Here is a 25,615-nt window from a genome sequence, read left to right as displayed (position 1 = left end):
CTTCTCCTTGACTAACCGGCCAGCGCACGCGTGGCCAGACCGACTCCGACGAGCATCACCAGCGCCGCGGTGCCCAGCGGCGTGAAGTCCGCGAACCTGCGGAAGCGAGCCAGGCGCGGCCCGAAGCGGTCCCGCAACGAGACCAGGAGCAGCCCGGCGGCGGTGAGCATCGCCGCCATGCCCACGCCGTAGGCGAGCACCAGCACCACGCCGAACCAGGTGCGGCCGAGCGCGATGGCGCCCAGCAGCACCACCAACGCCGAGGGGGACGGCACCAATCCGCCCGCCACCCCCATTCCGACGAGCCCCGCCCGGCGGTGCCCATGACCATGGCCGTGTCCATGTCCGTGCCCATGACCATGTCCGTGGTCGTGCCGCTTACGACCACGGGAACGCACCGCCGAGCGGAGCAGCACCCCTCCGATCACCGCGACCAGCAGACCGCTCGCCACGCCGAGCCAGCGCAACACCGACTCGCCCGCGATCGCGCTGGACGCACTGATCAGCAGCCCCAGCACCAGGACACCCGCCGTGTGGGTGATGGTGACGGTGGCACCGACGAGGAGTGCGTCGCGGCGGGTTCCCCTCGAACCCGCCAGATAGGCGGCCATCACGGTCTTGCCGTGGCCGGGCAGCGCCGCGTGCGACGCGCCCAGCACCAGAGACAGCAGGACCGCACCGATTCCGACCACCGGGGTGAGATCACCCACCAGTCCGACGGCCGCCTTCGTGGCTTCACCCAGAACCCCAGGTGGGGTGACAACCGTTCCCTCACCTGGTTGTGCGAGGAACCGCACCGCCCGGACGTCCAGCGGCGACGAGAGCAGGTCGTCCGGGTACGTGCGCAGTTCGTTGCTGATCGTCTCGGCCGGCGCGCCGGACACCGCGACGTCGACGCCGACGACGGTGATCTCGCGCCAGCCTGGCTTGTCCTTGAGGTAGGAGTCGCTGAACGTCACCTCGACCTCGCCGCGCGACGGCAGCAGCGCGGTGTACTCGCAGGTCAGGCGCATCGTGGGCAGGCCGGCCTCACCGGGCGGGCGCACGACGTCGGCGTCGCGCACCTCGAACCGCAGTTCCTGCTCGTCCGCCATCGCGGTCAACGACTTCGCGCGTTCCGTGCAGCGCTTGCGGGCGTCGACGAACTCCCGGTCCTGCAGGGTCGGGATCTCCGCACTGTCCACAACGGACCGCAGCTCGATCCGGTCCGCGAACACCCGCAGCCCGTCGTAGTGGTTCACGCTGAGATTGCTCACCGGGTGGGCCTGCGCCACCCCGCCCATCAGCAGCATCCCGAACAGCACCAGCAGGAGGACTCTCATCTCAGGCTCCCCAGGATCGCCTCGCGGTGCCGCAGTACGTAGGGATCGCGCCAGCCCAGCGCGACGGCCTTGTCCGAGTACGGCAGCGCTTCCGCGGACCGCTTGTTGACCTGCAGAGCCCACGCCATGGCGTCCGCCGTGAAGACGCTCTGCCGCTTGGCCCACTCCTTCTCCGCGAACCGCAACGCCTCGGCGGGGTCGCCGTGATCGGCGGAGATCAACGCCGCCGTCAGGTCGTCACCGCCCAACGCGCGCAACTGCTGCAGCGCCAGGTCGTACTGCGCCCGTGCCTCGGCAGACTCACCTGCCCGATCCAGAGCTTCGCCGTACTTCACGAGGTGTTCCGGTGACGGCACCTTCGACGCCAGCTCGCGAGTGGTCTCGAGAGACTCGTCGGTCCGTCCTGCCAGCTTGTCCAGGTGCAGCCGGCAGAAAGCGACCTCGTCCGGCGACGAAGCCGACTCCAGTGCCCGTTCCAGAGCCCCGCGCGCCTCGTCGAGGCGGCCGCGCAACTCGAAGTGGTAGGCCGCGCGGGTGAACGACGCGACGCCTGGCCGGAGGTCCAGCATGCGTTGCAGCGCAACGGTTTCACCCTCTGTGTCACCGAGCTGGGTCAAAGCGTCGACCAGCACTCCCTGCGCGGCGGCGGAGTCCGGCAACGCCGACACGGCGCGCTGTCCCCAGTCACGGGCGGCAGTGAAGTCGTGGCGGGCGTTGGCGAGCGCACCCCGTCCGATGAACGCCTCGCCGTTGCCTTCCGGCTTGAGCCGCAACGACTCGGTCAGCGCCTTCTCGGCACGGGGGTAGTGCTGGGGGTCGAACGTGACGCGGGCGAGCTCCACGTGCGTGGCCCCGAGCTGGGCCCAGGCAGCGGCGTCCTGCGGAGTTCGGCGGAGCTTGGCCTGCAACGACTCGGCGTTGCGCTGCAAAGAAGAGGTCTGCGTGGCGGCGGGTGCCGCCGCCTGCGGGGGAGCGCAGGCGGCGACAGCGAAAAGGGCAGCCAGCAGCGGAAGTGTTTTCCACATGGGAGGCACCCTCGTTCAGCGGGAGTTGACCGCCTGGTTGCTGGGCAGTCCGACGTACGGGAACCGATCTCCGAAGCGAACGTCGTTGCCGTTCACCCGGTCACCCTTCGCGAGCGCCGGCACGAGCTTGCCGGTCTGCGCCGCGCCGACCACCGCCTGGATCTCGATGTCCACGACGTCGTCGGTGAGCCTGCGCCCGTTCGGGAACCCCTGCAGGTCCCCGCCGAGCACGCCAAGCCGGTTCGGGTTGCGCGTCACCGGCGTGGACATGTTGAGCCGCAACATCTCCGACGGCTGGAACTTCTTCGGGTTCACGTCGGCGTTGTTCAGCTGCGAGTTGAGATCGGCCTTGATCGGGCCGCCCGCCTTCGTGGTGATCCCGGTCAGGAAGATCTCCACCAGGTCGGCACGCGGCGTCTTCGGCGCGGGGATGCCGTAGATCGCCTGGATCAGCCGAGCCAGCTCCGGGTCGTTCACCCGGTCCAGCAACGCCTGAACCTTCGCGTCACCAACGGGTTCGAGCCCGTTGAACGCGTCCTTCAGCGGCGCGGACGACACCACCTCGTTGACCAGCGGGTTGCCGAGCCTCGACACCTGCACGAAGTTGCCCTGCGGGGTCGCCTTGCCGGGGTCGAGCTTCAACGTGCGGCGCTCGGTGTCGCTCCACACGCCGATCACCGGGTTGCGCTTCGGGTCGCCCTTCAGCGCGAGCATCGTCTTGGGCACCTGGATGGCGATGGTGTTGACGTTGTAGCCCATCAGGGTGTCCTGGTTGACCTCCTTCAGGTTTCCGCCGTACAGCAGGTCGAACACCCTCAGGTCCAGGAAGAACGAGTCCTCGGAAGGTCCGATGTAGACCTGGCCGCCACCGGGGATCTTCGCCGTCGCCTGGTCCCTGATCGCGCCGAAGTTCGGGAACGACGCCGGTCCGGTGTTCGACGGCGCCGCACGGCCGTCCTTCACGAGCTGGGTCGACTTCCCCTGCTCGATGAGCTCCAGGGAGTAGTTCTGGCGGAACAACAGGTTGTCGTCGTTGATCGACGTGACCGGCCCGTTGTTGTAGAGGAAGGTGTTCGCCTTGCCCCGCCGGTCATCCGTGCTGAACGTGACCCGGAACGTCTTGTCCGGTACCGCGTCGCCGTCCGCGTCGACGTTGACGTCGTAGCGGGCGTCGGTGGCCCACGGGTAGAAGTTGGGGCCACCGTTGGGTTCCTGCAATCCGAACCAGTTCGCGATGAGCGTGACGGTGTCGGGTCTGTCGGGGCTCGTGAAGGCGTACACGTCGGTGTTGTCGACCGCCGGGTCCGCGGCGATCAGTGGTGCCTCGCGGTGACTGGAGGCCTGTGCCGCCGGTATCGCCGCCGCCACCGCGACCACGGCCGCGGCGATCGCACCGCGGCGTAATCGCTGTTTGTTGCTACTTGGCATTGTCCTGCTCCCTTCCCACGGCGGGGATTCGAAGCAGGACGCCATCCGGTTCGGACTGAATTTTTGGAGTTATTCCGCGGCTTTCGGCGCGACGACCGTGCCGCGGGCCCGCGTTACGACGATCGGCTCAACCAGTACGTCGGCTGCCGAAGGTCCGCGTTCGGGCGCCGAACGGCACACCACACGTGCCTCGAACTCGATCTCACGCGACCGCTTCCCGATCCGCACCAACGTCGCCGAGGCCTCGACGACGTCGCCGGCCTGGATCGGCGCCGCGAACTCGACGGAGCTGTACCCCGCGAACAGCCCCTCGTCGGAGTCCGTGTGGATGAGCAACTCGGTGGCGACGTCACCGAACATGCCGAGCCCGTAAGCGCCGTCGACCAGATTGCCGCCGTAGTGCGCGTGGGAGTGCGGGACGTACCGGCGGTGCGTCACCGAAAAACCCTCGACCAAAGCTCCGCTCACGCGGCGACCCCCTTCTTCTCCTGCATCGCGTGCACCAGATAGCTCGCGACCTCGCCCGGCGTGGTACCCCGGGAGAACACTCGATCAACCCCCAACTCGCCCGCCATCAACGGGTCGAACCGCGGACCACCGGCCACCAGCAGCGGTCGCCGGTCCCCCATCGCCTCGCGGAACGCCGCCGACATCTCCTGCGTGTTCAGGATGTGCGCGTCCCGCTGGGTCACGACCTGGGAGATCAGCACGGCGTCGGCCTTCTCGGTGCGGGCGGACCGCACCAGTTCGGGCACGGAGACCTGGGCGCCGAGGTTCACGACCTTCAGCTCCCGGTAGTACTCCAAGCCCTTCTCCCCCGCGAAGCCCTTGATGTTGAGGATCGCGTCGATGCCGACGGTGTGCGCGTCCGTGCCGATGCACCCGCCGACGACGACGAGCTTGCGCCGCAACACCTTCTTCAGAGCGTTGTTGACCTCGGCCGGCGACAGCAGCGGGTACTCGCGCTCGACGACCCTGACCTCGTCCAGGTCCACCAGGTGCTTCACCGAGCCGTAGACGACGAAGAACGTGAAGTCGTCGCCGATGGGGTTCGAGTGGACCACCATCGCGGGGTCCATGCCCATCTTGTTCGCGAGTTGCAGCGCCGCGCCGTCCGCCTTGGGGCCGAAGGGGATCGGCAGCGTGAACGACGTCTGGATCATGCCGTCGCCGGTGGTGTCACCGTACGGCCGCACGTACCGCTTCGCGTCAGACATCCTGCGCCTCCAGCATCTCCGAAGCCGGGTTGAAGTACTCGGCGGCCTTCTCGACCACGCCGTCCGCGCCCTTGCCCTTGTCCGCGGGGCGCTTCATCAGGCCGAACGTGCCGTCCGCGATGGCGTTGAGCAGGCCGTCGTCGACGACGCGTTCGAGGAGGTCCACGGCCTCGCCCAGCACCTGGTGCGCGCGCTTGACGATCAGCCCGTCCGGCGACGGCCGGAAGTCCTCCGCGAGGCTGCCCGCCGCGTTCAGCACGTACCGGACGTTCTTCAGGGCCAGGTCGCGGTCCGACAGGAACGGCGTCACGACGGCCTCGGTCATCATGCCGACGAGCAGAATGGACTGTCCGGTCAGGACACCCGCGAGGTTGAAGAACCCGTCCAGCAGATAGCCGTCGAAGACGTCGCCGGTCATGTGCTTGGTCGGCGGCATCCACTTCAGCGGTGCGTCCGGGAACAGTTCGCGGGCCAGCAACGCGTGCGCGAGCTCGAGCCGGAACGAGTCGGGCACCTTCGGGTTGATCTCGAACGCGTGGCCGAGGCCGAGCAGGTGGTCGGGCAGGCCCGCCTCGTGGGCGAAGTGCTCGTTGAGGAGCTGGGAGACCGTGACGGTGTGCGCGGCGTCGACGGCGTCCGCGGTGGTGAGGTAGTTGTCCTCGCCGGTGTTGATGATGATGCCGGCGCGCGCGTGCACCTGGCGGGAGAAGCGCTGGTCGACGAACGTGCGGATCGGGTTGATGTCGCGGAACAGGATGCCGTACATCGAGTCGTTCAGCATCATGTCCAGGCGCTGAAGTCCGGCCAGGACAGCGATCTCCGGCATGCACAGGCCGGACGCGTAGTTGGTCAGCCGCACGTACCGGCCGACCTCCTTCGACACGTCGTCGAGCGCCGCGCGCATGATCCGGAAGTTCTCCTGCGTGGCGTACGTGCCCGCGAACCCGTGGTGCGTGGCGCCTTCCGGGACGTAGTCGAGCAAGCTTTGGCCCGTCGAGCGGATCACCGCGATGATGTCGGCACCCGCACGGGCCGCGTTCTGGGCCTGGATCACGTCCTCGTCGATGTCGCCGGTCGCGACGATCAGGTAGATCCACGGGCGTTGCGCGGGATCGCCCCACTTGGCGATCAGCTTGTCGCGCTGGGCCCGGTTCCGGTCGACCGTCTTGAGGCCCTTCGACACCGCGGACGTGGAGGCTTTGCGCGCCGCCGTCAGCTCCTTGCCGGTGGGGATCCTGAACTGGATCTGGCCCGCCGCCGTGGCCTCGGCGAGTTCGGTCAGCGAGCCGAGGTTGTGTTCTTTCAGCGCGTGGAACGCCGGAAGGACGACGCCGTGCTCCAGCCCGCACTGCTCGCGAACCGTGTCGATCACGCGGTTGACCCACGGGACGTCACCGGCGCGGTGCGTGGAGTCCGCGCCGGTGATGCCTGCCAGGCGAAGTGTGGCGCGCTCGACGGCGACCGTGGTGTGCGCCTTCGCGAGGGACACCACCGGTTCGGCCGCCCGCGCCGCGAGCTTGCGGGCGGTGGCGACCACCTTCGGGTCGAGGTCGAGCAACGCCATGAGTCACTTCCCTTCGAGTGATTGCAAAGCCATACGAGCTCGATCCAACCTGCGCCGCACCAAGTCCTCCGGGATGCCGAGCGTCGCGGCGACCTCGCGCACGCTGAGGCCCTCGATCGCGGTGAGCACGACCACGGAGCGGTCCGAGGCGTTCAGTTCGTCCAGGCGTCCTGCGAACCGGGGTTCGAACCAGACCAGATTCGACCGGCGGACGCCTCCGCGCGTCAGATCCCTGACCATCAGCAGGATCTCGTCGAGCACTTCGCGATCCGCCCGCTCCCGACCGTTCACCGCCGGCGTACTCGCCCTGAACTCCCGCAGCTTCATCTCGAACGAGGCCCACTCGCGGTCGACGAAGTGACCCAGGCGAACCGAGTCCAGCGGGTCGGCCAGCCGCCGGTTGATCGCGTCCAGCAGGAGCCCGACGTCGGCTCGGTCCCCTGCGTCCACCGCCTGGAACTGGCCCAGGGGGCCGACCACGTCCGCCTTCTTCAGGTTCAGCAGCAGCGGCACCACGCTCGCCTCGCCCACGCTCTTCGAGATCGCGCCCGCCTCGAAGTTGATCCACGGCGAGTGCTGGTTCGCGGCCGTCAACACGACGATCCCGAACTGCGTGCCGTCGAGTTCGCGGCTCAGCTCCGCCATGCTGCGGCTGCCCTTGGCCACGTCCCTCTCGGACATCCACGGCTTCACCGACTGGATCACCAGCTGCAGCCACTCGTGGAGGAACTCCGCGAACGGCCTGGTCTCAGATCCTGCCCAAGAGAGGAAGACCTTCATCAGGCCTTCCTCTCGTAAATCGTCCGGCCGTTGAGAACGGTCCGCACGCAGACGGGCGCGGGACCGGTGAGATCGGGCAGTCCGGGCACGCCCGAACGCGGGTCGGTCGACCAGCGCTGCACCCGTGCGTCCGAGCCGGCGACGACGAGGTCGCCGGTCTCCCACACCGCGTACGTCGCGGGCGCGCCGGGCTGGAGGGTGCCGGTCAGGCCGTCGTTCACGCCCGCCGCACGCCAGCCGCCGCGGGTGTGGGCGGTGAAGGCGGCACGCGGGGACACGCCGTGGCCCTCGGTCCTGTGGTGGACGGCGGCTTTCACCGCGGCCCACGGGTCGATCGCGGTGACCGGGGTGTCCGAGCCGAACGCGAGCGCGACGCCGGCCGCAGCCAAACGTGAAAAGGGGTTCAGCCCCACTCCGCGCTCGTCACCGAGCCGCTGAACGTACATCCCGGCCGGGCCACCCCATTCGGCGTCGAACAGCGGCTGGACGGAGGCGATGACGCCCCACCCGGCCAGTTGCCGCGCCTGCTCGGCCGACACCATCTCGACGTGTTCGAGGCGGTGGCGGGCGGAGGCGAGTTCCGGGGTGCCGAGCGTCTTCTCCGCGATCGCGAAGCCCTCGATCACCGCGGCCATGCCCGCGTCGCCGATGACGTGGAACCCCGCCTGCACCCCCAGCTCGGTGCACTTGATCAGGTGGTCGGCGATCTGCCGTGCGTCCAGGTAGAGCGCTCCGGACGTGGCGGCGTCGGCGTAGGGCTCGGTCAACGCGGCGGTGCGGGAGCCGATCGCGCCGTCGACGAAGTGGTCGCCGGCGAGTCCGCGCACGGGAACCGAAGGCAGGTCGTGGGCACCCCAGTAGGCCACCACCTCGGGCCCCTCGGTGTGGGCGAGGAGTTCGCGCAGGTCGTCCTCGCCGGAGATGTCCGGGCCGGCGCACTCGTGCACGGACGCGATGCCTTTCGACGCCGCGTGACGCAGGAACGTCAGTTGGGCGGCCTCACGCTGTTCGGGCGTGATGGCGGCTTTCGCCGTGCCTCGCACAAGGTGGTGTGCGGCGCGCGAGAGAGGGCCGTCCACATCGAACCCATCGGCGGTGCGGGCCTCGTCGGTGATCAGGTCCGAGGAGACCAACGCCGAGTGCACGTCGATGCGTGACAGGTACACCGTCCTGCCCTGGGCGGCCTCGTCGATCTCGGCGCGCGTCGGCGGGCGGTTCTCCGGCCAGCGCGTCTCGTCCCACCCGTGACCCCACACGAGGGGGCCATCGGCGGCGCGCACCTTCTCCAGCAGTTCGTCCACAGAGGACGTCTTCGTCAGGTCGAGGCCGGTCAGCAGCAGGCCGGCGGACGTGGCGTGCACGTGCGCGTCGACGAACGCGGGCGCGACGAAGGCGCCGTCGAGCTCGATGACCTCGGCGTCCGGGTGCAGCGCGCGCCCGACCGAGTCCTGTCCGATCCACACGACGACACCGTCCGTGACGGCCATCGCCGTCGCATCCGGTGCGTAGATGCGGCCGCCGACCAAAAGTTGCGTACTCACGTCACGCAGTCTGCCGTTGCTCGAACAGGGCCCGCACACCCGCCCGCGTCCGGACCAGGTCCAACGCGAACCGGGCGTGACCAGGCACATATCCGTTGCCGACGATCATCTCCACGTCCGCTGCCAGACCCTCGGCACCGAGGGCCGCCGCGCTGAACGAGGTGGCCATCGAGAAGAAGATCACGGTGCCGCCGTCCGCGGTCGCGAGGATGGCGCCGTGCTCGCACCCCGGCACGTCCACACACACGACCGTGACGTCCACCTGCTTGCCCACGGCCTCGGCCACGGCCACCGGATTGCGCGCGTCCGCGATCACGACCTCGTCCGCAAGACCCGACTCACGCACCTGCGCGGCCTCACGCTCGGTCGGCACCAACGCGACGAGGCGCGACGCACCGGCCTGACGCGCGGCCGCGAGAGAGAGCGACCCGGACTTGCCGCCACCGCCGAGCACCAGCACCGACCCACCGGGGTGCTTGCGCACCACACGGTCCGTCAGCGCCGGTGCACCACACACGTCGAGCACGGACAACGCCAGCTCGTTCGGCATGTCGTCCGGCAGCACGGCCGCGATGGACCGCCCGAACAGCACCGCGGTCCCCCGGCACGGCACCTGCTCGTCATCGCCGTCCCAGTCCTGCAGGCCGTCGTTGATCCGCAGCGGCGTCAGCGTGAGGCTGACCAGCGTCGCGATCCGGTCGCCCGCCTTGAGCCCGAGCGGCGACTCCGGCCCCACCTCGAGGACGGTGCCGAGCAGCATGCCGCCCGAACCGGTGACGGGGTTCTGCATCTTGCCGCGCTCGGCGACGATGTCGAGCACGGCCTGCCGGACCGCCGCGCCGCTGCCGTGCTGCTCCCTGAGCTGGCGGAACGACGCCGCGTCCAGGTTGAGCCGCTCGACCGCGACGATCACCTCGTCGGGGGCGGGCACGGGTTCCGCGTCGAGCCGCCACGCCTGCTGCGGCAGCACGCCGGCAGGCTCCAGGACGCGGTGCAGTCCGTACGCGCTCACGCGAAAATCCTTCGGTCGACGACGCTGTCTCGAAGATATCTTCGCGTGAGGCGTAAAGATTACGCAAGCATCACTCGGTGTTCAGGCGATACCAACGGCAGTCGTACGGTGCCAGATCGACCTTGGCGCCGATCTTCGCGGGCTTCACGGCACGGCCGGTGAACAGGTCCGTGAGCACCCCTTCGGCCGGAACCCGCACGGTGACCTCCTGGTCCGTGAAGTTGTGCACGGCGATCACCGAGCCGCCGTCGCAGTCCGCGCGGTGGGCGAACACGGTCGGATCGCCGACGTCGAGCACCTGCACCTCACCCCACGCCAGTTCGGGACACTCCCGGTAGCGCTCGATCAGCAGACGCATCCAGGTCAGCAACGAGTCGGGGTCGTGGCGCTGCTCGCCCGCGGCGTCCCAGTCCATCGGCACGCGCACCGCCAGCCTGCCCTCGAGCGACAGGTCTTCCTCCAGGCCGAGCTCCTCGCCGTAGAACAGCACCGGCGTGCCCGGCAGCGTGAAGAGCAGGCTGTAGACCATGCGGATGCGGCGCTGGTCGCCGTCGAGCATGCCGGGCAGCCGGCGGCGCAGACCGCGGCCGTAGAGCTGCATGTCAGGGTCGGGGCCGAAGGCGTCGAAGACCTCCTGGCGTTCGTCCATCGGCAGCTTGTCGAGCGTCAGTTCGTCGTGGTTGCGCACGAACGTCGCCCAGTGGCCGTCGCGCGGTGGCGCCGGCCGTTCCTGCAGCGCCTTGGCCACCGGACCGGTCGACTTCCGCGCCAGCGCCAGGTACATCGCCTGCATGCCGACGAAGTCGAAGCACATCGTCAGCTCGTCGCCGACGCCTTGGCCGTAGAAGGCCATCGTGTCCTTGTACGGCAGGTTGACCTCGCCGAGCAGGACGGCCTCGCCGTTGCGGCGGTTGAGGAACGCGCGCAGGTCGGTCAGGTAGTCGTGCGGGTCGGGCAGCGAGACGGCGTCTATCGGGTCGTTGTGCTCCAGCAGGAACGGGACGGCGTCCACGCGGAAGCCGCTCAGGCCCAGTTCCATCCAGAAGCCCATGATGCGGGCGATCTCGTCGCGCACCTCGGGGTTGGACACGTTGAGGTCGGGCTGGTGCTTGTAGAAGCGGTGCAGGTAGTACTTCCCGACCTCCTCGGAGTACTCCCAGAGGCTGTTCTCCTTGTCGGGGAACGTGATGCCCTGAGGGCCGTCGGCCTGGGGCTTGTCCGCCCAGACGTACCAGTCGCGTTTCGACGGGTCGTGGAACCACGGGTGTTCGTCGGACGTGTGGTTCACGACGAGGTCGGCGATCACGCGCATGCCGCGGTCTCGTGCGGCGCGCACGAACTCCACGAAGTCGCCCAGCGACCCCAGCCGTGGGTCGACGCCGTAGAAGTCGGTGATGTCGTAGCCGTCGTCGCGTTCGGGGGTCGGGTAGAAGGGCATCAGCCACACACACGTGACGCCCAAGGCGTGGAGGTGGTCGATGCGTTCGGTGGCGCCGCGGAAGCCGTCGCCGGAGAACGTCTCCACGTCCAGGCAGTACAGAACGGCGTTCTTCCACCAGACGTCGGACGTGCGGATCACGCGGTCACCTCCGGTAACACGTGCTCGCCGAACGCGTCGACGAACGGGATCAGGTCCTGGCCGACGTGGTGCAGGTAGATCTCTTCGAAGCCGAGGTCCACGTACGTCCGCAGCTGTTCGGCGTGCCACTTCAGGTCCGCGGACACGTTGACGACCTCGGCGACCTGCTCCGGCGTGACGTGTTCGGCGACCACGTCGAAGTGCTCGGTCAGTTCGAGGTCCCAGCACACCGGCGGGCGGAACACGTTGCTGCGCCACTGCTCGTGCGCGATCGCGAGAGCCGTGTCGTCGTCATCGGCCCAGCTCAGGTGCACCTGGAGGTGGAGCTTGCCCTTGCCGCCGGCGTCCCGGTACGCGTCCGCGACCTCGCGCAAGCGGTCTGGCGGCGCGTTGACGGTGATCAGTCCGTCGGCCCACTCGGCACACCAGCGGGCCGTCTGCGGGCTCACGGCGGCGCCGATCAGCAGCGGCACCTCGTCGGGCAACGTCCACAGCTTGGCGCGGTCGACTGTCACGAGGCCGTCGTGGCTGACCTCCTCGCCCTTCAGCAGCGCCCGGATCACGTCGACGCACTCGCGCAGCCGGGCCGTGCGGACGTCCTTGCGGGGCCAGCCGTCGCCGGTGATGTGCTCGTTGCTGGCCTCGCCGGTGCCGAGCGCGGCCCAGAACCGGCCGGGGTTCATCGCGGCGAGGGTGCCGATCGCCTGGGCGGTGATCGCCGGGTGGTAGCGCTGTCCCGGGGCCGTGACCACGCCGAACGGCAGTTCGGTGGCCTGCAGTGCCGCACCGAGCCACGACCAGGCGTACCCGGACTGGCCCTGGCGCGCGCTCCACGGCGAGAAGTGGTCTGAGCACATGGCGGCGCCGAACCCCGCTTCCTCGGCCCTGCGCACGGCGGTGAGGAGGTCGGTGGGATGTATCTGCTCGTGGGACGCGTGTATGCCGTAGACCGTCATGAGCCTGAGGTACCCAGCAAAGAAGTTCTGGAAAAGCTTTGAACCGATCCTGAACGGGGTCCGTGTTGAGTGCAGCACCCTCACCGCGGAGGAGGAACGGCGATGTTCAACGAGACCCGGGTCGGCACGGCGACCGTCGTTGAGTTCGTTCGGCCGGACGGCTCGGTCGAGCCGATGAACGTCGACCTCCAATACCGCTCAGACGATCCGCACGCCGTGACCATGCGTTTTCACGCACGGGACCAGGAGTCGGTCTGGCTCGTGGGACGCGAACTGCTCGCGGACGGGATCCTCTCGCCCGCCGGGCTCGGGGACGTGCGGCTGCGGCCGGGTGACGGGGACGTGCTCTTCCTGGAGCTGTTCACCGAGGACTCGCACGCGGTGTTCCAGCTGTCGGCGACCGAGTTGCAGCGGTTTCTGGACTCCACCTACGCGGCGGTGCCGGCCGGTCGCGAGGTCCTCGACTTCGAGCTGCTGATGAAGGACCTGCTCGGCTGACGTTCCGGCGCGTTCCGCGACGTTCCGGAACAGCCGTTTCCCCTCACCTGCTCGGGCAGGGTTCCGCCCGGTTCCGGAAGTCGCCGGGACCGCGGAACGTAAGGGGAGATGGATGCGGACCACCCTCCGCCGGGGGTTCCCGGCACTCGTGGCGCTGTTCGGGGCGCTCGCGCTGGTTCTCGGCCTGTCCGGCACGGCGTCGGCGGCCTCGGCCGAGTTCTACGCGCCCAGCATTCCGTGGAGCACGTCCACGAGCCCGAGCCAGCCGTGGACGAACTCGACGAACGTCTGCTTCGGCGGCGGTCACTGCGGCGGTTCCGGCAGCAACGTCATCGTCCGGACGCCCTCGGCGTACATCAGCTCGGTGCACGTGAACGTGCATGACAACGTCAGCAACAAGCACCAGGGCACGGTCTTCGTGTTCGTCGACGACGTGCTCGTGGGCTCCGCCGACGTCCTCGCCTCCGGCAGCGTTCACGCCTTCCCGGTCAACCGGGCCGGCTCGACGATCAAGGTGACCGCGGCGCCGCACCCGTCGGCGTGGTCCGACGAGGTCGTGCTGCTGGGCATGCTGGTCCTCTAGGACGTTTCGTGGCCGTCCCGCGCCTCCTGGAGGAACGGGGCGGCCTCGGTCGTTCTGCCCTGGTCCAGGTACAGGGTGCCGAGTTGCAGCAAGGTCCTGTGAAGTGCGGATTTCTCGTCGATCGACCGGTGCAGGGCCAGGGCCTTGTAGGTGATCGCGAGTGCCTCGTCGTGGCGGCCCAGTCCCGCGTAGCTGATGCCCAGACTCGTCATCACGGCGCCGCGGCCCGCGTGGTCCTCGACCTCCGCGTACTGGTCCCGCGCCCGTTCCAGCAGGTCAAGGGCCTTGTCGAAACGTTGCGCGTGGTTGTGGGCCGTTGCGAGCCGGGTGAGGGCCTGAAGCTGAACCGCGTGGTCGCCCTCCCGCTCCGCTGCTGCCAGGAGGGCTTCGAACACCTCCACGCAGCCGTGCTCGACGTGGGCGTCGTGCGGCCACATCGTTCGGAAGGCGCTTAGTAGGTCGTGGGGTGCTCCGGTGAGGTTCTTCAACAGTCGCAGCACGTCTTCCCACGGCAAGACGTCGAGCACGAACCGTTGCGCGCCGTACTTCACGACCAGGTCGTTCATGGCGTCTCGGCTCGTCACGACGACCGCGGACCGGCCCGCGCCCGGCAGCAGTGGCAGGACCTGAGCGGCGTCACGGGCGTTGTCGAGCACGACCAGCACTCGCCGCCGCGCCAAAGTGGTGCGCAGCAACGAGACCTGTTCGTCCGGTTCGTCGGGCAGGGGCGCGTCCAGGCCTCGCAGGAGTGCCGCGACCGGCCTTTCCGCGTCCTGAAGTTCGAGGTGCAGCACGCCGTCTGGGAACCGGTCGGCCACCCGGTGCGCCCAGCGGACGGCGAGCACGGTCTTGCCGATGCCGGCCGGTCCTGACACCACGACGATCGGTCCGTCGATCGCCGCCAGCACGTCCTCACGGCCGACGAAGCCGTGCAGGTCCGGCGGGAGTTGCATGGGCGCCGTGGTCCTGGGCCTGCGCCGGGCCTCCTCGACGCGGTCGCGGGTGGTCGCGAGCGCGGCCTGTTCGTTCGCGGTCGCACCCAGGATCCCGATCAGCACGTCGAACCGGTCCGTCGGCGGGAGGGTGACGCCGCTGAGGTACTCGGACACCCTGCCGACCGCGTAGCCCGACTTCGCCGCGATCTCGCGGACCGTGAGTTCCTTGTCGTTCTGCGACCTCGCGTGTCGTCGGCGCAGCGCGCGCAGCAGCACCGCGAGTTGCTCGGTCGTCGTCACGTCCTCGACGCCGTCCATCATCTAGAGACGCAGCCCCAGCACGAGCTTGTCCGCGGAGTCGACGACCCGGAAGCCGATGTGCTCCCAGAAGCCGATCGCGTGTGTGTTGTGGTGCCGCACGTGCACATGGACGCCCTTCTCCAGACGTTCGAGCACGCTGCGAACGAGCGTGCCACCGAACCCCTTGCCCTTCGCGCGGGGCAACAGGTTCGCGTGCATGTGCGCGGGATAGTCCCGGATCATCATCAGGTCGGCGCGGGCCGGCTGGTGGATCTGCTCGACGATCCTGTTCGCGTTCGGTCTCAACGGATAGCGAACGCGCAGGTCAGGCCACCAGTCGCGGTCGCAGCGGTCCTCGAAGGCCTCCGTGTCGGACGCCGCGAGCGCATAGCCGCAGACCCCTTCGTCGTCCTCCGCCACAACGACCAGGTCGGGCTCGAACGCCACGTACGGGCCGACGTAGGCGTGGCCCATCAGCCGCGGATCGTCGAACAGATGGCGCGCGCCCTGGCCACCGTTGCCGGTGTCGAGGCAGATGTCGTACAGCGCGTCCAGGTCAGAAGGCCGGTACGCGCGGATCACGTGAGCTCGCGCCGTTCGGTGATGACGACGGGGTCGGCGTCGACGGTGATCACTTCGCCCTCGACGACCTGACCGGCGCCGAAGCGGCGTTCGTGCTCGAACTTGAGCGCCGCCGCCTCCGCCTTGCGGGCGATCCGCCTGCTCACGAGCTTGCGCGTGGGCGGGAAGAGCAGGAACAACGCGGCCACGTCGCTGATGAAGCCCGGCACCATGATCAACGCACCGGCGGCCGCGATCAGCACGCCGTCCGCCATCTCCTGGTGCGGCTGCTGGCGCTGGAACACCGACTCGCGGAACGCGGCCATCGTCTGCGCGCCCTGACGGCGCACCAGCGACAGTCCGACGAGGGTGCCGAGCAGGAGCAGGGCGATCATCCAGAGCCCGCCGATGGCGTTGCCGACGGCGACCATGACCGCGATCTCGGCGAACATCCCGAGCAGCAGCAGCGCGAAAAGGGGCATGTCTGGTCAACGCACGACAGCCGTCAAATGCTCCCGACCAGCGTTCCACCAGGGCTTGAGCTGAAATATTTACGGCACGCTAGCGGTATGACAGGATATCTTTACGCGACCTCGACGCTGAGGAGTACGGATGACTGCGCTGCACGACGCCACCACGGCGCTGGAGCGGCTGGACCGCCAGCCGTACACGTACGTCCGCCGAGAGCTGGTCGAACCCGACTGGCGACGCTTCCCCGGCTGGTCGCACGTGACCGAGGCGCAATGGCGCGACGCCCAGTGGCAGCGGGTGAACTGCGTCAAGAACGTGAAGCAGCTCCGCAAGGTCGCGGGCGACCTGCTCACCGACAAGTTCTACGACGACCTCGCCGCCGACATGGGCGCGTTCGCGACGATGTCGATGCTGATCCCGCCGCAGATGTTCAACACGATGGCGGTGGACGCCGAACTTTCTCCGGACGCCTTCACCGAGGCGTTCCTGAACGACCCGGTCCGCCGCTACATGCTGCCGGTCGCCTCGGACCGCGACCCCCACTGGCCGTCACACCCGCACTCCCAGCGCGACTCGCTGCACGAGGCGGAGATGTGGGTCGTGGAGGGCCTCACCCACCGCTACCCCACCAAGGTCCTGGCCGAGATGGTCTCGACCTGCCCGCAGTACTGCGGCCACTGCACCCGCATGGACCTGGTCGGCAACTCCACGCCGTTGATCGACAAGCACAAGCTCACCCTGAAGCCGGTCGACCGCCAGGACCAGATGATCGAGTACCTCAAGAAGACCCCTGGCGTGCGCGACGTCGTGGTCTCCGGCGGCGACGTGGCGAACGTGCCGTGGCCGCAACTCGAGTCGTTCCTCATGCGCCTGCTGGACATCGAGACCGTCCGCGACGTCCGCCTGGCCACCAAGGCGCTGGCGGGTTTGCCGCAGCACTGGCTGCAGCCGCGCGTGGTCGAAGGTTTGGAGCGCGTCGCCCGCACGGCCTCGCGCCGTGGCGTCAACCTCGCGATCCACACGCACGTGAACCACGCACAGTCCGTGACACCTCTCGTCGCCGAGGCCGCGCGCACCGCGCTAGAGGTCGGCGTGCGCGACGTCCGCAACCAGGGCGTGTTGATGAAGGGCGTCAACGCCACGTCGGACGACCTGCTGGACCTTTGCTTTGCGCTGCAAGGGGAAGCGAACATCCTGCCGTACTACTTCTACATGTGCGACATGATCCCGAACGCGGAGCACTGGCGGGTGTCGGTGTGGGAGGCGCAGGAGTTGCAGCACGCGATCATGGGCTACCTGCCTGGGTACGCGACTCCTCGCATCGTGTGCGACGTGCCGTACGTCGGTAAGCGGTGGGTACACCAGCTCGCTGAATATGACCGTGAGCTCGGGATCTCCTACTGGACCAAGAACTACCGCACCGGGATCGAGCTCGAGGACCCGGAAGCGTTGGACCGCCGCTACCCGTACTACGACCCGATCTCGACGTTGGGCGAGGCCGGCCAGAAGTGGTGGACCGACCAGGCCTGACGGGTCACGACGGGGCCGTTTTCGGAGCACCTTTCCGAGGGCGGCCCCATCGGCATGTTCGCCTGTTCAGACCCGTCGTGACTCATCGGGTCCCGACGAGAAGGGGCCCACCGTGGTCGGATGGCCGTCGAACGCGAGCGAGGACGCCCGTCAGGGGATTCGGGTTCGTCCCAGGGGACCGGTGGCCGCAGGTGCCTCAGTTCGCGCCAGGCGTCGACGGCGGTGGATCATGACTGCGTCCAGTGACTCCACTCGCGCCCTTCTCGGCTGGGAGCCCGCCGGTCCCGGTCTGATCGAGGACATCCTCGCCGGCGCGTACACGACCGACTGAGGTCTTGGATCTCCTCGGCGCCACTCGCCGGAGGAGCTTCACCTTGGACACCCGCAACGGGACCCGTCCCGTTGCGGGTGTCGGCGTGGGCGCCAGACCCGGGGTGCCGTCGCCCGCGCCCGCCTGACAACGCTGCCGGCCGCTCCGGTTCGGTGGGTCACTGGGCCTCGGCGGAGGCTCTGACCGCGACCGTGATGACCGCGAGTCCGGCGGCGACGGTCAGGACACCCGCCCACCGCAGGCCGGTGGCGGCGGCGTCGGCGAAGGCGTCCAGGACGGCTCGGTGCTCGATGAAGGACGCGGCCAGCGCTTCGGCGACCGTGTGCGGGACGGGTTCGTGACTCCGCGGAGAGCCTGCGAGGTTCGCGGCGAAGCTGCTGGTCACGATCGTCCCCACGACGGCGACACCGAGGGCGCTGCCGAGCTCGCGAGTGATGGACTGCAGTCCTCCCGCGATTCCCGCCTGGTGCGGTGGCAGAGCGACAGCGAGCTCGGCGCTCAGGCATGGCAGGGCCAGGGCGAATCCGGTTCCGACGATCACCAGCCAAGCGGCGTAGGCGAGGTACGGCTGGTGCATGGCGGTGGACAGTCCGATCAGGCCGCTGCCGATGGCGGCAAAGGCGATCGTGAGGACGGTCGGGATGCCGAACCGGGCGACGAGGCCCGGCACGAAGCGGGAGCCGAGCAGGAGCGGCGCGGCCAGGGGCAGGACGGACAGACCGGCCTGCAGAACGGAATAGCCGCGCACGTACTGGAGCAGTGAGGCGTTGAGGTAGAACAGGCCGAAGCTGCCGAAGAACATGACGAACATGCCGAGACTGCTCGCGCTGAGCAGAGGAATCCGGAACAGGCGGGGATCCAGCAGCGGGTGGTCCGAGCGCAGCCCGGACCACGTCCACGCGGCGATGAGCACGACGCCGCAGCCGAACGCCGTCACGACGATGCCGTTGTCCCACCCCAGCTCGGGTCCTTCGATCACGCCGATCAGCACGGCGACCGTGGCGAGGATCAGCAGCACCGTGCCGAGAGGGTCGAGGTGACGGGGAGTGCGGGTGCTGCGGGGTACCACCCTGCTCACCCAGATCGCGCCCGCCAGCGCGATCGGCACGGTGGCGATGAACAGGCTCTGCCAGGTGCCGGTCACGGCCAGCAGTGCGGCACCGGCGGTGTTGCCGACAAGGCCTCCCATTCCCGACACGACGCCCCACGTGCCCAGGGTGCGGGCACGGCGCTCCGGCGGTGTCGCGTGGACCAGCACTCCGACGCAGTTGGGCAGCACCAGAGCCGCGCCGATCCCGGTGATCGCGCGGGCGGCCAGGAGTAAGCCGATGGAGGGCGCCGCGGCGCAGGCGGCGGCTCCGAGTGCGACGACGACCAGTCCGGCTGTCAGCACGCCTTTCCGCCCGAACCGGTCTCCGGCGGCGCCGCCCGGGATGACCAGGCAGGCGAAGGCGACCACGTAGGCGTCCACGATCCACAACAGCTGGGACGCGCCGGGGTGCAGATCACTCGCGGCGAACATGGGCACCGCGAGGTTGATCGCCGCGACCAGGCCGACCACGAGCACGGTCGCGAAAGACACGCACGCCAGCACAGCTCCAGATCGGACCAGACCCGCGTCGGTGCTCGTGTCGGCAGCCGGCGAGGACGGCCCGCTGGACAGGTTCTTCATCGTTGTTCTCCATCTTCACGGGCTGAGGAAGCGGAAGGTCAGGCCGGGACGCCGCCGTGGTCGGTGCGTCTGTCACGCCAGACGGAGTGCGGATCAGTTCGCGCGGGCCTGAGAGAACGGCGGCCAGGGCGGCGCGCTTGCGCCGGCCCGGCTGACGGCTCCCCGAGGTAGGCGACGCGGACGTCGCCGTGCTCAGGCCGACCCTGCCGTTCGGCGCCGGCACCACTTCCGGGTAGTTCGACCACCGCCGGCGCAGTTCAGCGGCACTCCGATCGGCTACGAGCGGGTGCCGCCGTAGTCGCTCACCTTGTCCCGCCAGAGGCTGTGCGGAGCCGTCTCGTCGGTGGAGTAGGGCTCGTCCATCCTGAGTTCGATCCACACCCTGGGGCCGTCGATCCGCACGTAGTCCCCGATGTTCATGAGGGATTTCGAGCCGGCGAAGCTGACGTACGTGTCGTTCAGGTCGCACGCGTAGGCAGACATGAACGCCGCGGCCTCCGCCGCGGGCATGTCGTCGACGTACCTGCTGATGGCGTTGAGCACGAGCTTGCGCTGCTGAGGCGTCAGCGCGGCACCGCGGACACCTTCCGGCCTGCTCGGGAACGACCAGTTCGCCGCCCCCGGGAACATCACCAGGTCCTCGAACGACCGGTGCAGGTCGGCCGCGCGCAGCCGGCGCTGGTCGAGGGAACCCAGCAGAGCGACGAAGGCGCTCCACTCCTGACGTTCGGGCTCGTAGGTGACCCCGTCGAGCGTGAAGGTCTGCGGCTCGATCCCCCGGAAGGACGGCGTCGCACCCACGAGCCTGCCGTCCTGGTAGGTGTTCGCGATGGCGAGCTGGTGCCCGCCGAACTGCAACTCCCACTTGCCCTTGGCAGCCGGCGCGCCGAGGAACGCGATCTTGTAGTTGTTCCTGCCGTAACCCTCCCGCGTGCCACCGAAGCTCAGGTAGTCGTCGTTGAGCAGATGCTGGCGCACCTCGTCGTACCCCTCGTTCGCCGTGCGACCGAGGGCCGCGGACAGCAGCGAGTGGAGGGCCTTCCACTGAACGTCCGACAGCGTGCCCGTGCTGAGCCCGGGACGGAGATCGCCGAGCGCCCACTCCGGGTAGGTGTGCCACCGCGTGGCGTTGGCCAGCGAGTGGTCCAGCACCACTTTCGAACGCTGCTCAGCGCTCAGCGCGGCGAGAAACTCCTGCGCCCGCTTGATCACCGCCGCACCCGACTGGGCGGGCTGCCTGGACGGCGCGAACACGGTCGGATCAGCCGGCAGCGGAGACAGAGCGGCCGGCTGGGCGCCGAGGGCGCTCCCGGGAAACAGCGTGGTCAGGAGCAGCGCTCCCGCGATCGCGACACGTGCCGGCCGAAGCCGCCGTGCGGTGCTGCGTGACATCTTCTTCGTCCGTTCTCGCCTGTCACGGCACCGTCAGGCGGTGCCCGAGAGGGCGTCGTCGAATTTCGGTTCACCTTGCACCGAAACCGTAGCAGACTTAGGAGACACGGTGCACCGATTCTCCGTCAGCACGCTCCAGTCGTTTCTGCACACGACGTCTCGTATCGTAAGATCCACAAGACGCGAGGCCCGACGAAGGAGCGACGATGGTCAGTGACCACAACAAAGTCGGCCGCCCGCGCAGCGAGGAGGCCCGCGCGGCGATCCTGCACGCCGTCGACGACCTCCTCGTCGAACTGGGATACAGCGCGGTCACCCTCAAAGGCATCGCCGAGCGCGCCGGCGTCTCCCGGCAGACGGTCTACCGCTGGTGGTCGACCAAAGCGGAGATCCTGCTGGAGGCGAGCGCCGCCGACGCCCGCCAGGAACTCGAGGTACCGGCACACGAGGACCCCGCCGACGACCTCGCCGCCTACCTCGGCGCGCTGATCACCTTCCTCACCACCTCGGACGCGGGGATCGCCTACCGCGCACTCGTCGGCGAGGCGCAGCACGACCCGGCGGTGAGCGAGCTGCTCAGAGGCAGCGACCCGATCGGGGAGAGCGCCGCCGCGGTCATCGACCGCGCCCTGCCAGGCGACTCGCTACTCCCCTCCATGCCCGAGGCGACCGCACAACTGGTCGGGCCGGTGTTCTTCTGGATCCTGTGTGGACGAGACCCCCACGCGCTCGATCCGCGCCAACTGGCAGTCGACTTCGTCCGCCAGGCCGCTCACACCCCCGCTCAGGCCTGAGCACTCGAGGAGAGGCCGTGACGTGGACGGCCTCTCCTGCCTTGGCGTACTGCGGTCGCTCAGGACAAGGGCGCCGGAGAACCCGTCCCCGGAGCGGCGCCGACCGCGGTCAGGTCCGGCCGACCAGGACCGGACGGCCGCAACGGTGTCGTGTCCCGTGCGGAGAGGAACTCCGGACGGGTCTGGTCCTGCGAGCTGGGGGCGTTGCGGACCGCGTTGAACGTGATGATCATCAGCCTGCGGCTGGTCGCGGACATGTTGGGCGGCGATCCGTGCAGCAACTGGCCGTGGAAGAACAGCACTGAGCCCACGTCGCCGAGGGGGGCGACGATCCCGCGCTCGTTCATGGTGTCGCCCAGGGCCGTCGGGTCGATCTGGTACTTCAGCGAGGCCGAGAGCGTGGAGGCCCAGTCCTCCTCGGCGTCGAAGGTGACCGGGAGGAGGTCGCGGTGCGATCCCGGCACGAGGTAGAGGGGGCCGTTGAACTCCGTCACGGGGTCCAGGAACACCACGGCGCTCAGCGCGTCCGGCTTCGGCATGCCGTCCTCGCGCTGCCAGAACATGAAGTCCTGGTGCCATTCCCAGATGCCGCCGCCCAGCCCGTGCTTCGCGTTGATCTTGAACTGGTGGACGTAGACGTCGCCGCCCAGCAGTTCCGTCGCCGGGCCGAGCAGGCGCGGGTCACGGACGAGGTCGTGGAACACCTGGTTCGTCAGGTGCGCGCCGTGCACCGCCCGGACCTTCCCGGAGTCCGCCTCCATCGTCCTCTGTGGACCCGGGCGGCCGAACTCCGCCTCGGACTCCTCGCGCAGGACCGCGAGTTCCTCCGCCGTGAACAGCCGTTCGCGCAGGAAGTACCCGTCCTCGGCGTACTGCCTGGACAGTTCGGTTGGCAGTGTCACGGACGTGCCTCCTTCTCGTCGGCTCGCATCAACGGCTGTTGCCACCTTCTCCACCACCTCGGCGAACTCGGCGATCGTGGGGTACTCGAAAAGCGCGTGCAGCGGGACGTCCACCGCGAACGAGGAACGCACCTCGGCGAGGACCTCGGCGGCGAGCAGCGAATGGCCGCCCAGGTCGAAGAAGTCCTCGTCGCCGCCGATCTCCGCGACGCCCAGCGCGGCAGACCAGATCTCGGCCAGCCGTTGTTGGGTGGAGGTGCTCAGCGCCACGCGGGAGGACCGCGCGGGCGAGTCCCATCGGGGTGCGGGCAGCGCGCGCCGGTCGATCTTGCCGTTCGCCGTGAGCGGCAGCTTCTCCAGCACCACCACGCTGGAGGGCACCATGTAGTCGGGCACCTTGGTCGCCGCGTGGGCGCGGAGCCGCTGTCCCAGATCCGGGACGTCGTCGCCGACGCGACTCACGTAGCCGACCAGCCGGACGTCACCGGCCGGGGCCTGCCTCACCAGCACGACGGCCTCGCTGACCTGGGGATGGCTCTCCAGCGCGCTCTCGACCTCGGCCAGTTCGACGCGGAAGCCGCGGATCTTGACCTGGAAGTCGGCCCGGCCGAGGAACTCCAGCTCGCCACCGGGCCGCCACCGGCCCAGGTCGCCCGTGCGGTACATGCGCCGCCCGTCCCCCGCCGCGAACGGGTCGGGCACGAACCGCTCCGCCGTGATGCCGGGTTTGCCGACATAGCCGCGAGCCAGTCCCTCGCCACCGATGTGGATCTCGCCGATCACTCCGTCCGGAAGGATCTCCCCGTGCTCGTCGAGGACGTACACGGCGGCGTTGGCGATCGGCGCGCCCACCGGCACCGGCGTCGGCCATTGGCCGTCGGACAGCGGCAGGTCGTAGCAGGTGACGACGTGGGTTTCGGACGGGCCGTACTCGTTGTGCAGGGACATCCCGGCGACACGGGCCAGTTGCCGCACGTCCGGGGTGGCCATGAACTGCTCGGATCCGGAGATGATCGTGCGCAGCGCCGCCGGTGCCGCACCGGCCTCCCGATAGCCCGCCGCCACCTGTTGAAGGGCGGGTGCCGGGATGAACAGTCGCCTGACCCGTTGTGACTCGAGAACTCCGTGCAGCCGCGCGAGGTCCAGCCGCTCGTCCTCGGTGATCAGGACGACTTCGCCGCCCACCATCCACGTCGAGAACATGTCCTGCACCGAGACGTCGAACGCCAGCGACGCGAACTGGAGCGTGCGCGGCGGGTCGTCCTGGCTCATCCCGTAGTGGGCCGCCTGCCAGGAGAGCAGGTTCACCACGGCGCGATGGGGCATGGCTATGCCCTTCGGCCCTCCGGTCGATCCCGACGTGTACGTCACGTAGGCCACGTTCTCCGGGTCGAGGCCGCTGCCGGGACCGGCCGGCGCTCCAGCCTGCGCGTGAACGCCGTCCACCGGCCAGATCTCGGCCGTGGCCGAAGGCAGCCGGTGCCGCACCCGGTCGAGCGTCAGCACCACTGGAGCGTCCACTTCGGACAGCACGGCGCTGATCCGGTCCTTCGGGTTGCGCTGGTCGATGGCCACGTACGCGCCGCCGGCCTTCAGCACCCCCAGCACCGCGACGACCATCTCCAGGCCGCGTTCCAGGTAGAGCGCGACTCGGACGTCCGCACCGACGCCCGCCGCACGCAGGCGGTGGGCCAACTGGTTGGCGCTCGCGTCGAGCTCGGCGTAGCTCAACCCGGTCTCGCCGAGGCGTACCGCGATCCTGTCCGGTGTGGACGCAGTCTGCGTCTCGAACAGGTCGAGCAGCGTTGTGTTCGGCACCGGCTGGACAGATCCCACGCTGCGTTCGGCGATCAGTGCGGCGCGTTCTTCGTCGCTCAGCAGGGGAATCCGCGACACCGGCACCTCGGAGTCCGCCGCGATCTCCGCGAGCAGCCGGTCGAAGTGCCGTGCCAGCGAGCTCATCGTGGTGGCCGAGAACTCTCCCCCGGCGCAGTCGAACGACAGCTGCCACACGTCGCCCGTGCGGCGGGCGGTCAACGCCAGCGGATACCTGACCGCTGCCGGATCCAGCGCGAGCCGCTCGGCCCGCACGCCCGGCACCGCGAGGTCCAAGTCCTCGTCGGTGGCCTCGAACCACACCTCGAACAGGGAGTCTCCCCTGCCCCTGCGACTCGGCCTGGCCACCTTGACCATCTCGTCGAACCCGAACTCGCGGTTGGCCGCGGCGTCGCGCAGGGTCGCGCGCACCCGCTCCGCCAGCTCGGGGAACGCCGGATCACCGGTGACGTCGACACGCAGCGGAAGGACGTGCTGATGACAGCCGATGTCCTCGCTGACGTCGCGGTCCGGCGAGCTCGTCCCGATCATGATGTCGGACTGCCTGCTGTAGCGGTGGAGCAGCAGCGCCCAGACCGCCAGAAGCGCTGTGCTCGGCGGACATCCGGCCTGCTGGGCAACGACGTCCACGATCCCGGCGGGGACCTCGATGCCGTGAGTCACCGGTCCGCCGCTCTCCTGGCCGAGCCTGGGCAGGTCGAGTCCCACCGGGCACTCCGCCAGCCGGCTTTCCCAGTACTGCCGCGCAGCTTCGTGGTCGCTCGGGGCCGCCGCGCGCACCCCGATCGGCGGAAGCGCCGGTTCCGCATCGGTGACCTCAGCCGTGTACAGCGCGGCGAGATCGCGGATCAGCAGGTGCTCGGACCGCTGGTCGAAGGCGATCCGGTGCACCACCACGCCGAGGAACCAGGTGTCCGCGCCGCACCGCACGAGGGTGACGCGCAGGACCGGACCGTTGGCGAGATCGATCGGCACCAGGGCGCGGGCCCGCAGGAGCTCGACGGCCTCGCTCTCCGAGTCCGCCACCTCGTGGGTGAGCGCGAAGTCCGCGGCGGGGTCGTCGATCACCTGCACCGGTGTTCCCGCGACGTCGGCGAACCGCGTGCGCAGGGCCTGGTGACGCGACCTGAGCCGGGAGAAGGCGGCTCCCAGCGCGGCGGGGACGACATCTCCGGTCAGCCGCCAGGCAGCCGAGAAGTTGTGGGCGGGACTGCCCGGATCCATCTGCGCGAGGAACCACAGTCCACGTTGGAACGACGAGGCCGGCTCCGCCGCCAGCTCCAGTGATCGCCCGGTCATCGCTCACCCCAGACAGCCCGGTCCGATGTGTTTCCGGCATCGTCCTGACGTCGCAGGGCCGCCGACAAGTCCGGCAAGCTCCCGACA

The 25,615-nt window shown here is 69.2% G+C and carries 21 protein-coding genes; 4 read left to right on the top strand and 17 right to left on the bottom strand.

Features of this window, described 5'->3' with window-relative positions; genetic code table 11:
- Positions 1–11: 11 nt before the first annotated feature.
- The 11 genes from ACIQF0_RS06690 to ACIQF0_RS06640 all read right to left on the bottom strand — a co-directional run bounded on the left by ACIQF0_RS06690 (position 12) and on the right by ACIQF0_RS06640 (position 12,424).
- Positions 12–1,322 carry a nickel/cobalt transporter gene (locus ACIQF0_RS06690; protein ID WP_401025310.1) on the bottom strand — a complete coding sequence of 437 codons (1,311 nt, stop codon included), beginning with the start codon at positions 1,320–1,322 and terminating at the stop codon, positions 12–14.
- Complete coding sequence (locus ACIQF0_RS06685; protein ID WP_401025307.1) at positions 1,319–2,347, bottom strand: tetratricopeptide repeat protein; 1,029 nt, start codon at positions 2,345–2,347, stop codon at positions 1,319–1,321. Before ACIQF0_RS06685 ends, ACIQF0_RS06690 begins: the two co-directional genes overlap by 4 nt.
- Positions 2,348–2,362: 15 nt before the next feature.
- Complete coding sequence (locus ACIQF0_RS06680) at positions 2,363–3,775, bottom strand: DUF4331 domain-containing protein (RefSeq protein WP_401025304.1); 1,413 nt, start codon at positions 3,773–3,775, stop codon at positions 2,363–2,365.
- 69 nt (positions 3,776–3,844) lie between these two features.
- The gene (locus tag ACIQF0_RS06675) at positions 3,845–4,213 is read right to left on the bottom strand and encodes a hotdog domain-containing protein (protein ID WP_396424908.1); all 369 of its coding nucleotides are present in this window, start codon (positions 4,211–4,213) and stop codon (positions 3,845–3,847) included.
- Positions 4,214–4,239: 26 nt separating this feature from the next.
- Positions 4,240–4,992, bottom strand: coding sequence for an OAM dimerization domain-containing protein (locus tag ACIQF0_RS06670; RefSeq protein ID WP_401025301.1), 753 nt, complete (start codon positions 4,990–4,992; stop codon positions 4,240–4,242).
- On the bottom strand, positions 4,985–6,556 hold the full coding sequence (locus tag ACIQF0_RS06665; RefSeq protein WP_401025299.1) for a lysine 5,6-aminomutase subunit alpha: 1,572 nt from the start codon (positions 6,554–6,556) through the stop codon (positions 4,985–4,987). The genes ACIQF0_RS06670 and ACIQF0_RS06665 overlap by 8 nt, the downstream gene beginning before the upstream one ends.
- A gap of 3 nt (positions 6,557–6,559) precedes the next feature.
- Positions 6,560–7,336: a TIR domain-containing protein gene (locus ACIQF0_RS06660; protein WP_401025296.1), complete on the bottom strand. Its 777-nt coding sequence runs from the start codon at positions 7,334–7,336 to the stop codon at positions 6,560–6,562.
- On the bottom strand, positions 7,336–8,886 hold the full coding sequence (locus tag ACIQF0_RS06655) for an amidohydrolase (RefSeq protein WP_401027731.1): 1,551 nt from the start codon (positions 8,884–8,886) through the stop codon (positions 7,336–7,338). The genes ACIQF0_RS06660 and ACIQF0_RS06655 overlap by 1 nt, the downstream gene beginning before the upstream one ends.
- Positions 8,879–9,889 carry an L-erythro-3,5-diaminohexanoate dehydrogenase gene (locus ACIQF0_RS06650; protein WP_401025293.1) on the bottom strand — a complete coding sequence of 337 codons (1,011 nt, stop codon included), beginning with the start codon at positions 9,887–9,889 and terminating at the stop codon, positions 8,879–8,881. The genes ACIQF0_RS06655 and ACIQF0_RS06650 overlap by 8 nt, the downstream gene beginning before the upstream one ends.
- Positions 9,890–9,959: 70 nt before the next feature.
- On the bottom strand, positions 9,960–11,468 hold the full coding sequence (locus ACIQF0_RS06645) for an alpha-amylase family protein (RefSeq protein WP_401025290.1): 1,509 nt from the start codon (positions 11,466–11,468) through the stop codon (positions 9,960–9,962).
- Positions 11,465–12,424 (bottom strand): TIGR03885 family FMN-dependent LLM class oxidoreductase, encoded by a 960-nt coding sequence (locus ACIQF0_RS06640; protein ID WP_401025288.1) that lies wholly within the window; start codon positions 12,422–12,424, stop codon positions 11,465–11,467. Before ACIQF0_RS06640 ends, ACIQF0_RS06645 begins: the two co-directional genes overlap by 4 nt.
- A 102-nt stretch (positions 12,425–12,526) precedes the next feature.
- Here ACIQF0_RS06640 and ACIQF0_RS06635 point away from each other — a divergent pair, with 102 nt between their 5' ends.
- Positions 12,527–12,922, top strand: a complete 396-nt coding sequence (locus ACIQF0_RS06635) for an SsgA family sporulation/cell division regulator (RefSeq protein WP_360029357.1) — start codon at positions 12,527–12,529, stop codon at positions 12,920–12,922.
- 112 nt (positions 12,923–13,034) lie between these two features.
- Positions 13,035–13,505 (top strand): hypothetical protein, encoded by a 471-nt coding sequence (locus ACIQF0_RS06630; protein ID WP_401025286.1) that lies wholly within the window; start codon positions 13,035–13,037, stop codon positions 13,503–13,505.
- Here the strand turns inward: ACIQF0_RS06630 and ACIQF0_RS06625 are convergent.
- Genes ACIQF0_RS06625 through ACIQF0_RS06615 form a run of 3 tightly spaced genes read right to left on the bottom strand, consistent with a single transcriptional unit; the run spans position 13,502 to position 15,783 of the window.
- Positions 13,502–14,761: a tetratricopeptide repeat protein gene (locus tag ACIQF0_RS06625; RefSeq protein WP_401025283.1), complete on the bottom strand. Its 1,260-nt coding sequence runs from the start codon at positions 14,759–14,761 to the stop codon at positions 13,502–13,504. The genes ACIQF0_RS06630 and ACIQF0_RS06625 overlap by 4 nt on opposite strands.
- Positions 14,762–15,322, bottom strand: a complete 561-nt coding sequence (locus ACIQF0_RS06620; RefSeq protein ID WP_401025281.1) for a GNAT family N-acetyltransferase — start codon at positions 15,320–15,322, stop codon at positions 14,762–14,764. It lies immediately after the preceding gene.
- Complete coding sequence (locus ACIQF0_RS06615) at positions 15,319–15,783, bottom strand: FxsA family protein (RefSeq protein ID WP_360029353.1); 465 nt, start codon at positions 15,781–15,783, stop codon at positions 15,319–15,321. The genes ACIQF0_RS06620 and ACIQF0_RS06615 overlap by 4 nt, the downstream gene beginning before the upstream one ends.
- Before the next feature lie 130 nt (positions 15,784–15,913).
- Here ACIQF0_RS06615 and ACIQF0_RS06610 point away from each other — a divergent pair, with 130 nt between their 5' ends.
- Positions 15,914–17,302, top strand: coding sequence for a KamA family radical SAM protein (locus ACIQF0_RS06610; RefSeq protein WP_401025277.1), 1,389 nt, complete (start codon positions 15,914–15,916; stop codon positions 17,300–17,302).
- A gap of 488 nt (positions 17,303–17,790) precedes the next feature.
- On the opposite strand, the gene ACIQF0_RS06605 is transcribed toward ACIQF0_RS06610, so the two are convergent.
- Together ACIQF0_RS06605 and ACIQF0_RS06600 are read right to left on the bottom strand one after the other, a co-directional pair.
- Positions 17,791–19,305 carry an MFS transporter gene (locus tag ACIQF0_RS06605; protein ID WP_401025275.1) on the bottom strand — a complete coding sequence of 505 codons (1,515 nt, stop codon included), beginning with the start codon at positions 19,303–19,305 and terminating at the stop codon, positions 17,791–17,793.
- Between the two features lie 276 nt (positions 19,306–19,581).
- Positions 19,582–20,697 carry a DUF3500 domain-containing protein gene (locus ACIQF0_RS06600; RefSeq protein WP_401025272.1) on the bottom strand — a complete coding sequence of 372 codons (1,116 nt, stop codon included), beginning with the start codon at positions 20,695–20,697 and terminating at the stop codon, positions 19,582–19,584.
- 206 nt (positions 20,698–20,903) lie between these two features.
- Here ACIQF0_RS06600 and ACIQF0_RS06595 point away from each other — a divergent pair, with 206 nt between their 5' ends.
- A complete protein-coding gene (locus tag ACIQF0_RS06595) occupies positions 20,904–21,491 on the top strand; it encodes a TetR/AcrR family transcriptional regulator (RefSeq protein WP_401025269.1) in 588 nt (195 codons plus the stop codon).
- 59 nt (positions 21,492–21,550) lie between these two features.
- Here ACIQF0_RS06595 and ACIQF0_RS06590 read toward each other — a convergent pair whose 3' ends face one another.
- Positions 21,551–25,528, bottom strand: a complete 3,978-nt coding sequence (locus ACIQF0_RS06590; RefSeq protein WP_401025267.1) for an amino acid adenylation domain-containing protein — start codon at positions 25,526–25,528, stop codon at positions 21,551–21,553.
- Positions 25,529–25,615: the final 87 nt, after the last annotated feature.

The organism is Lentzea sp. NPDC092896, assembly GCF_044754905.1.
GTDB lineage: Bacteria > Actinomycetota > Actinomycetes > Mycobacteriales > Pseudonocardiaceae > Lentzea.
Note: the sequence above shows the minus strand (reverse complement) of the source record. Positions and strands in the feature narration are given on the sequence as shown.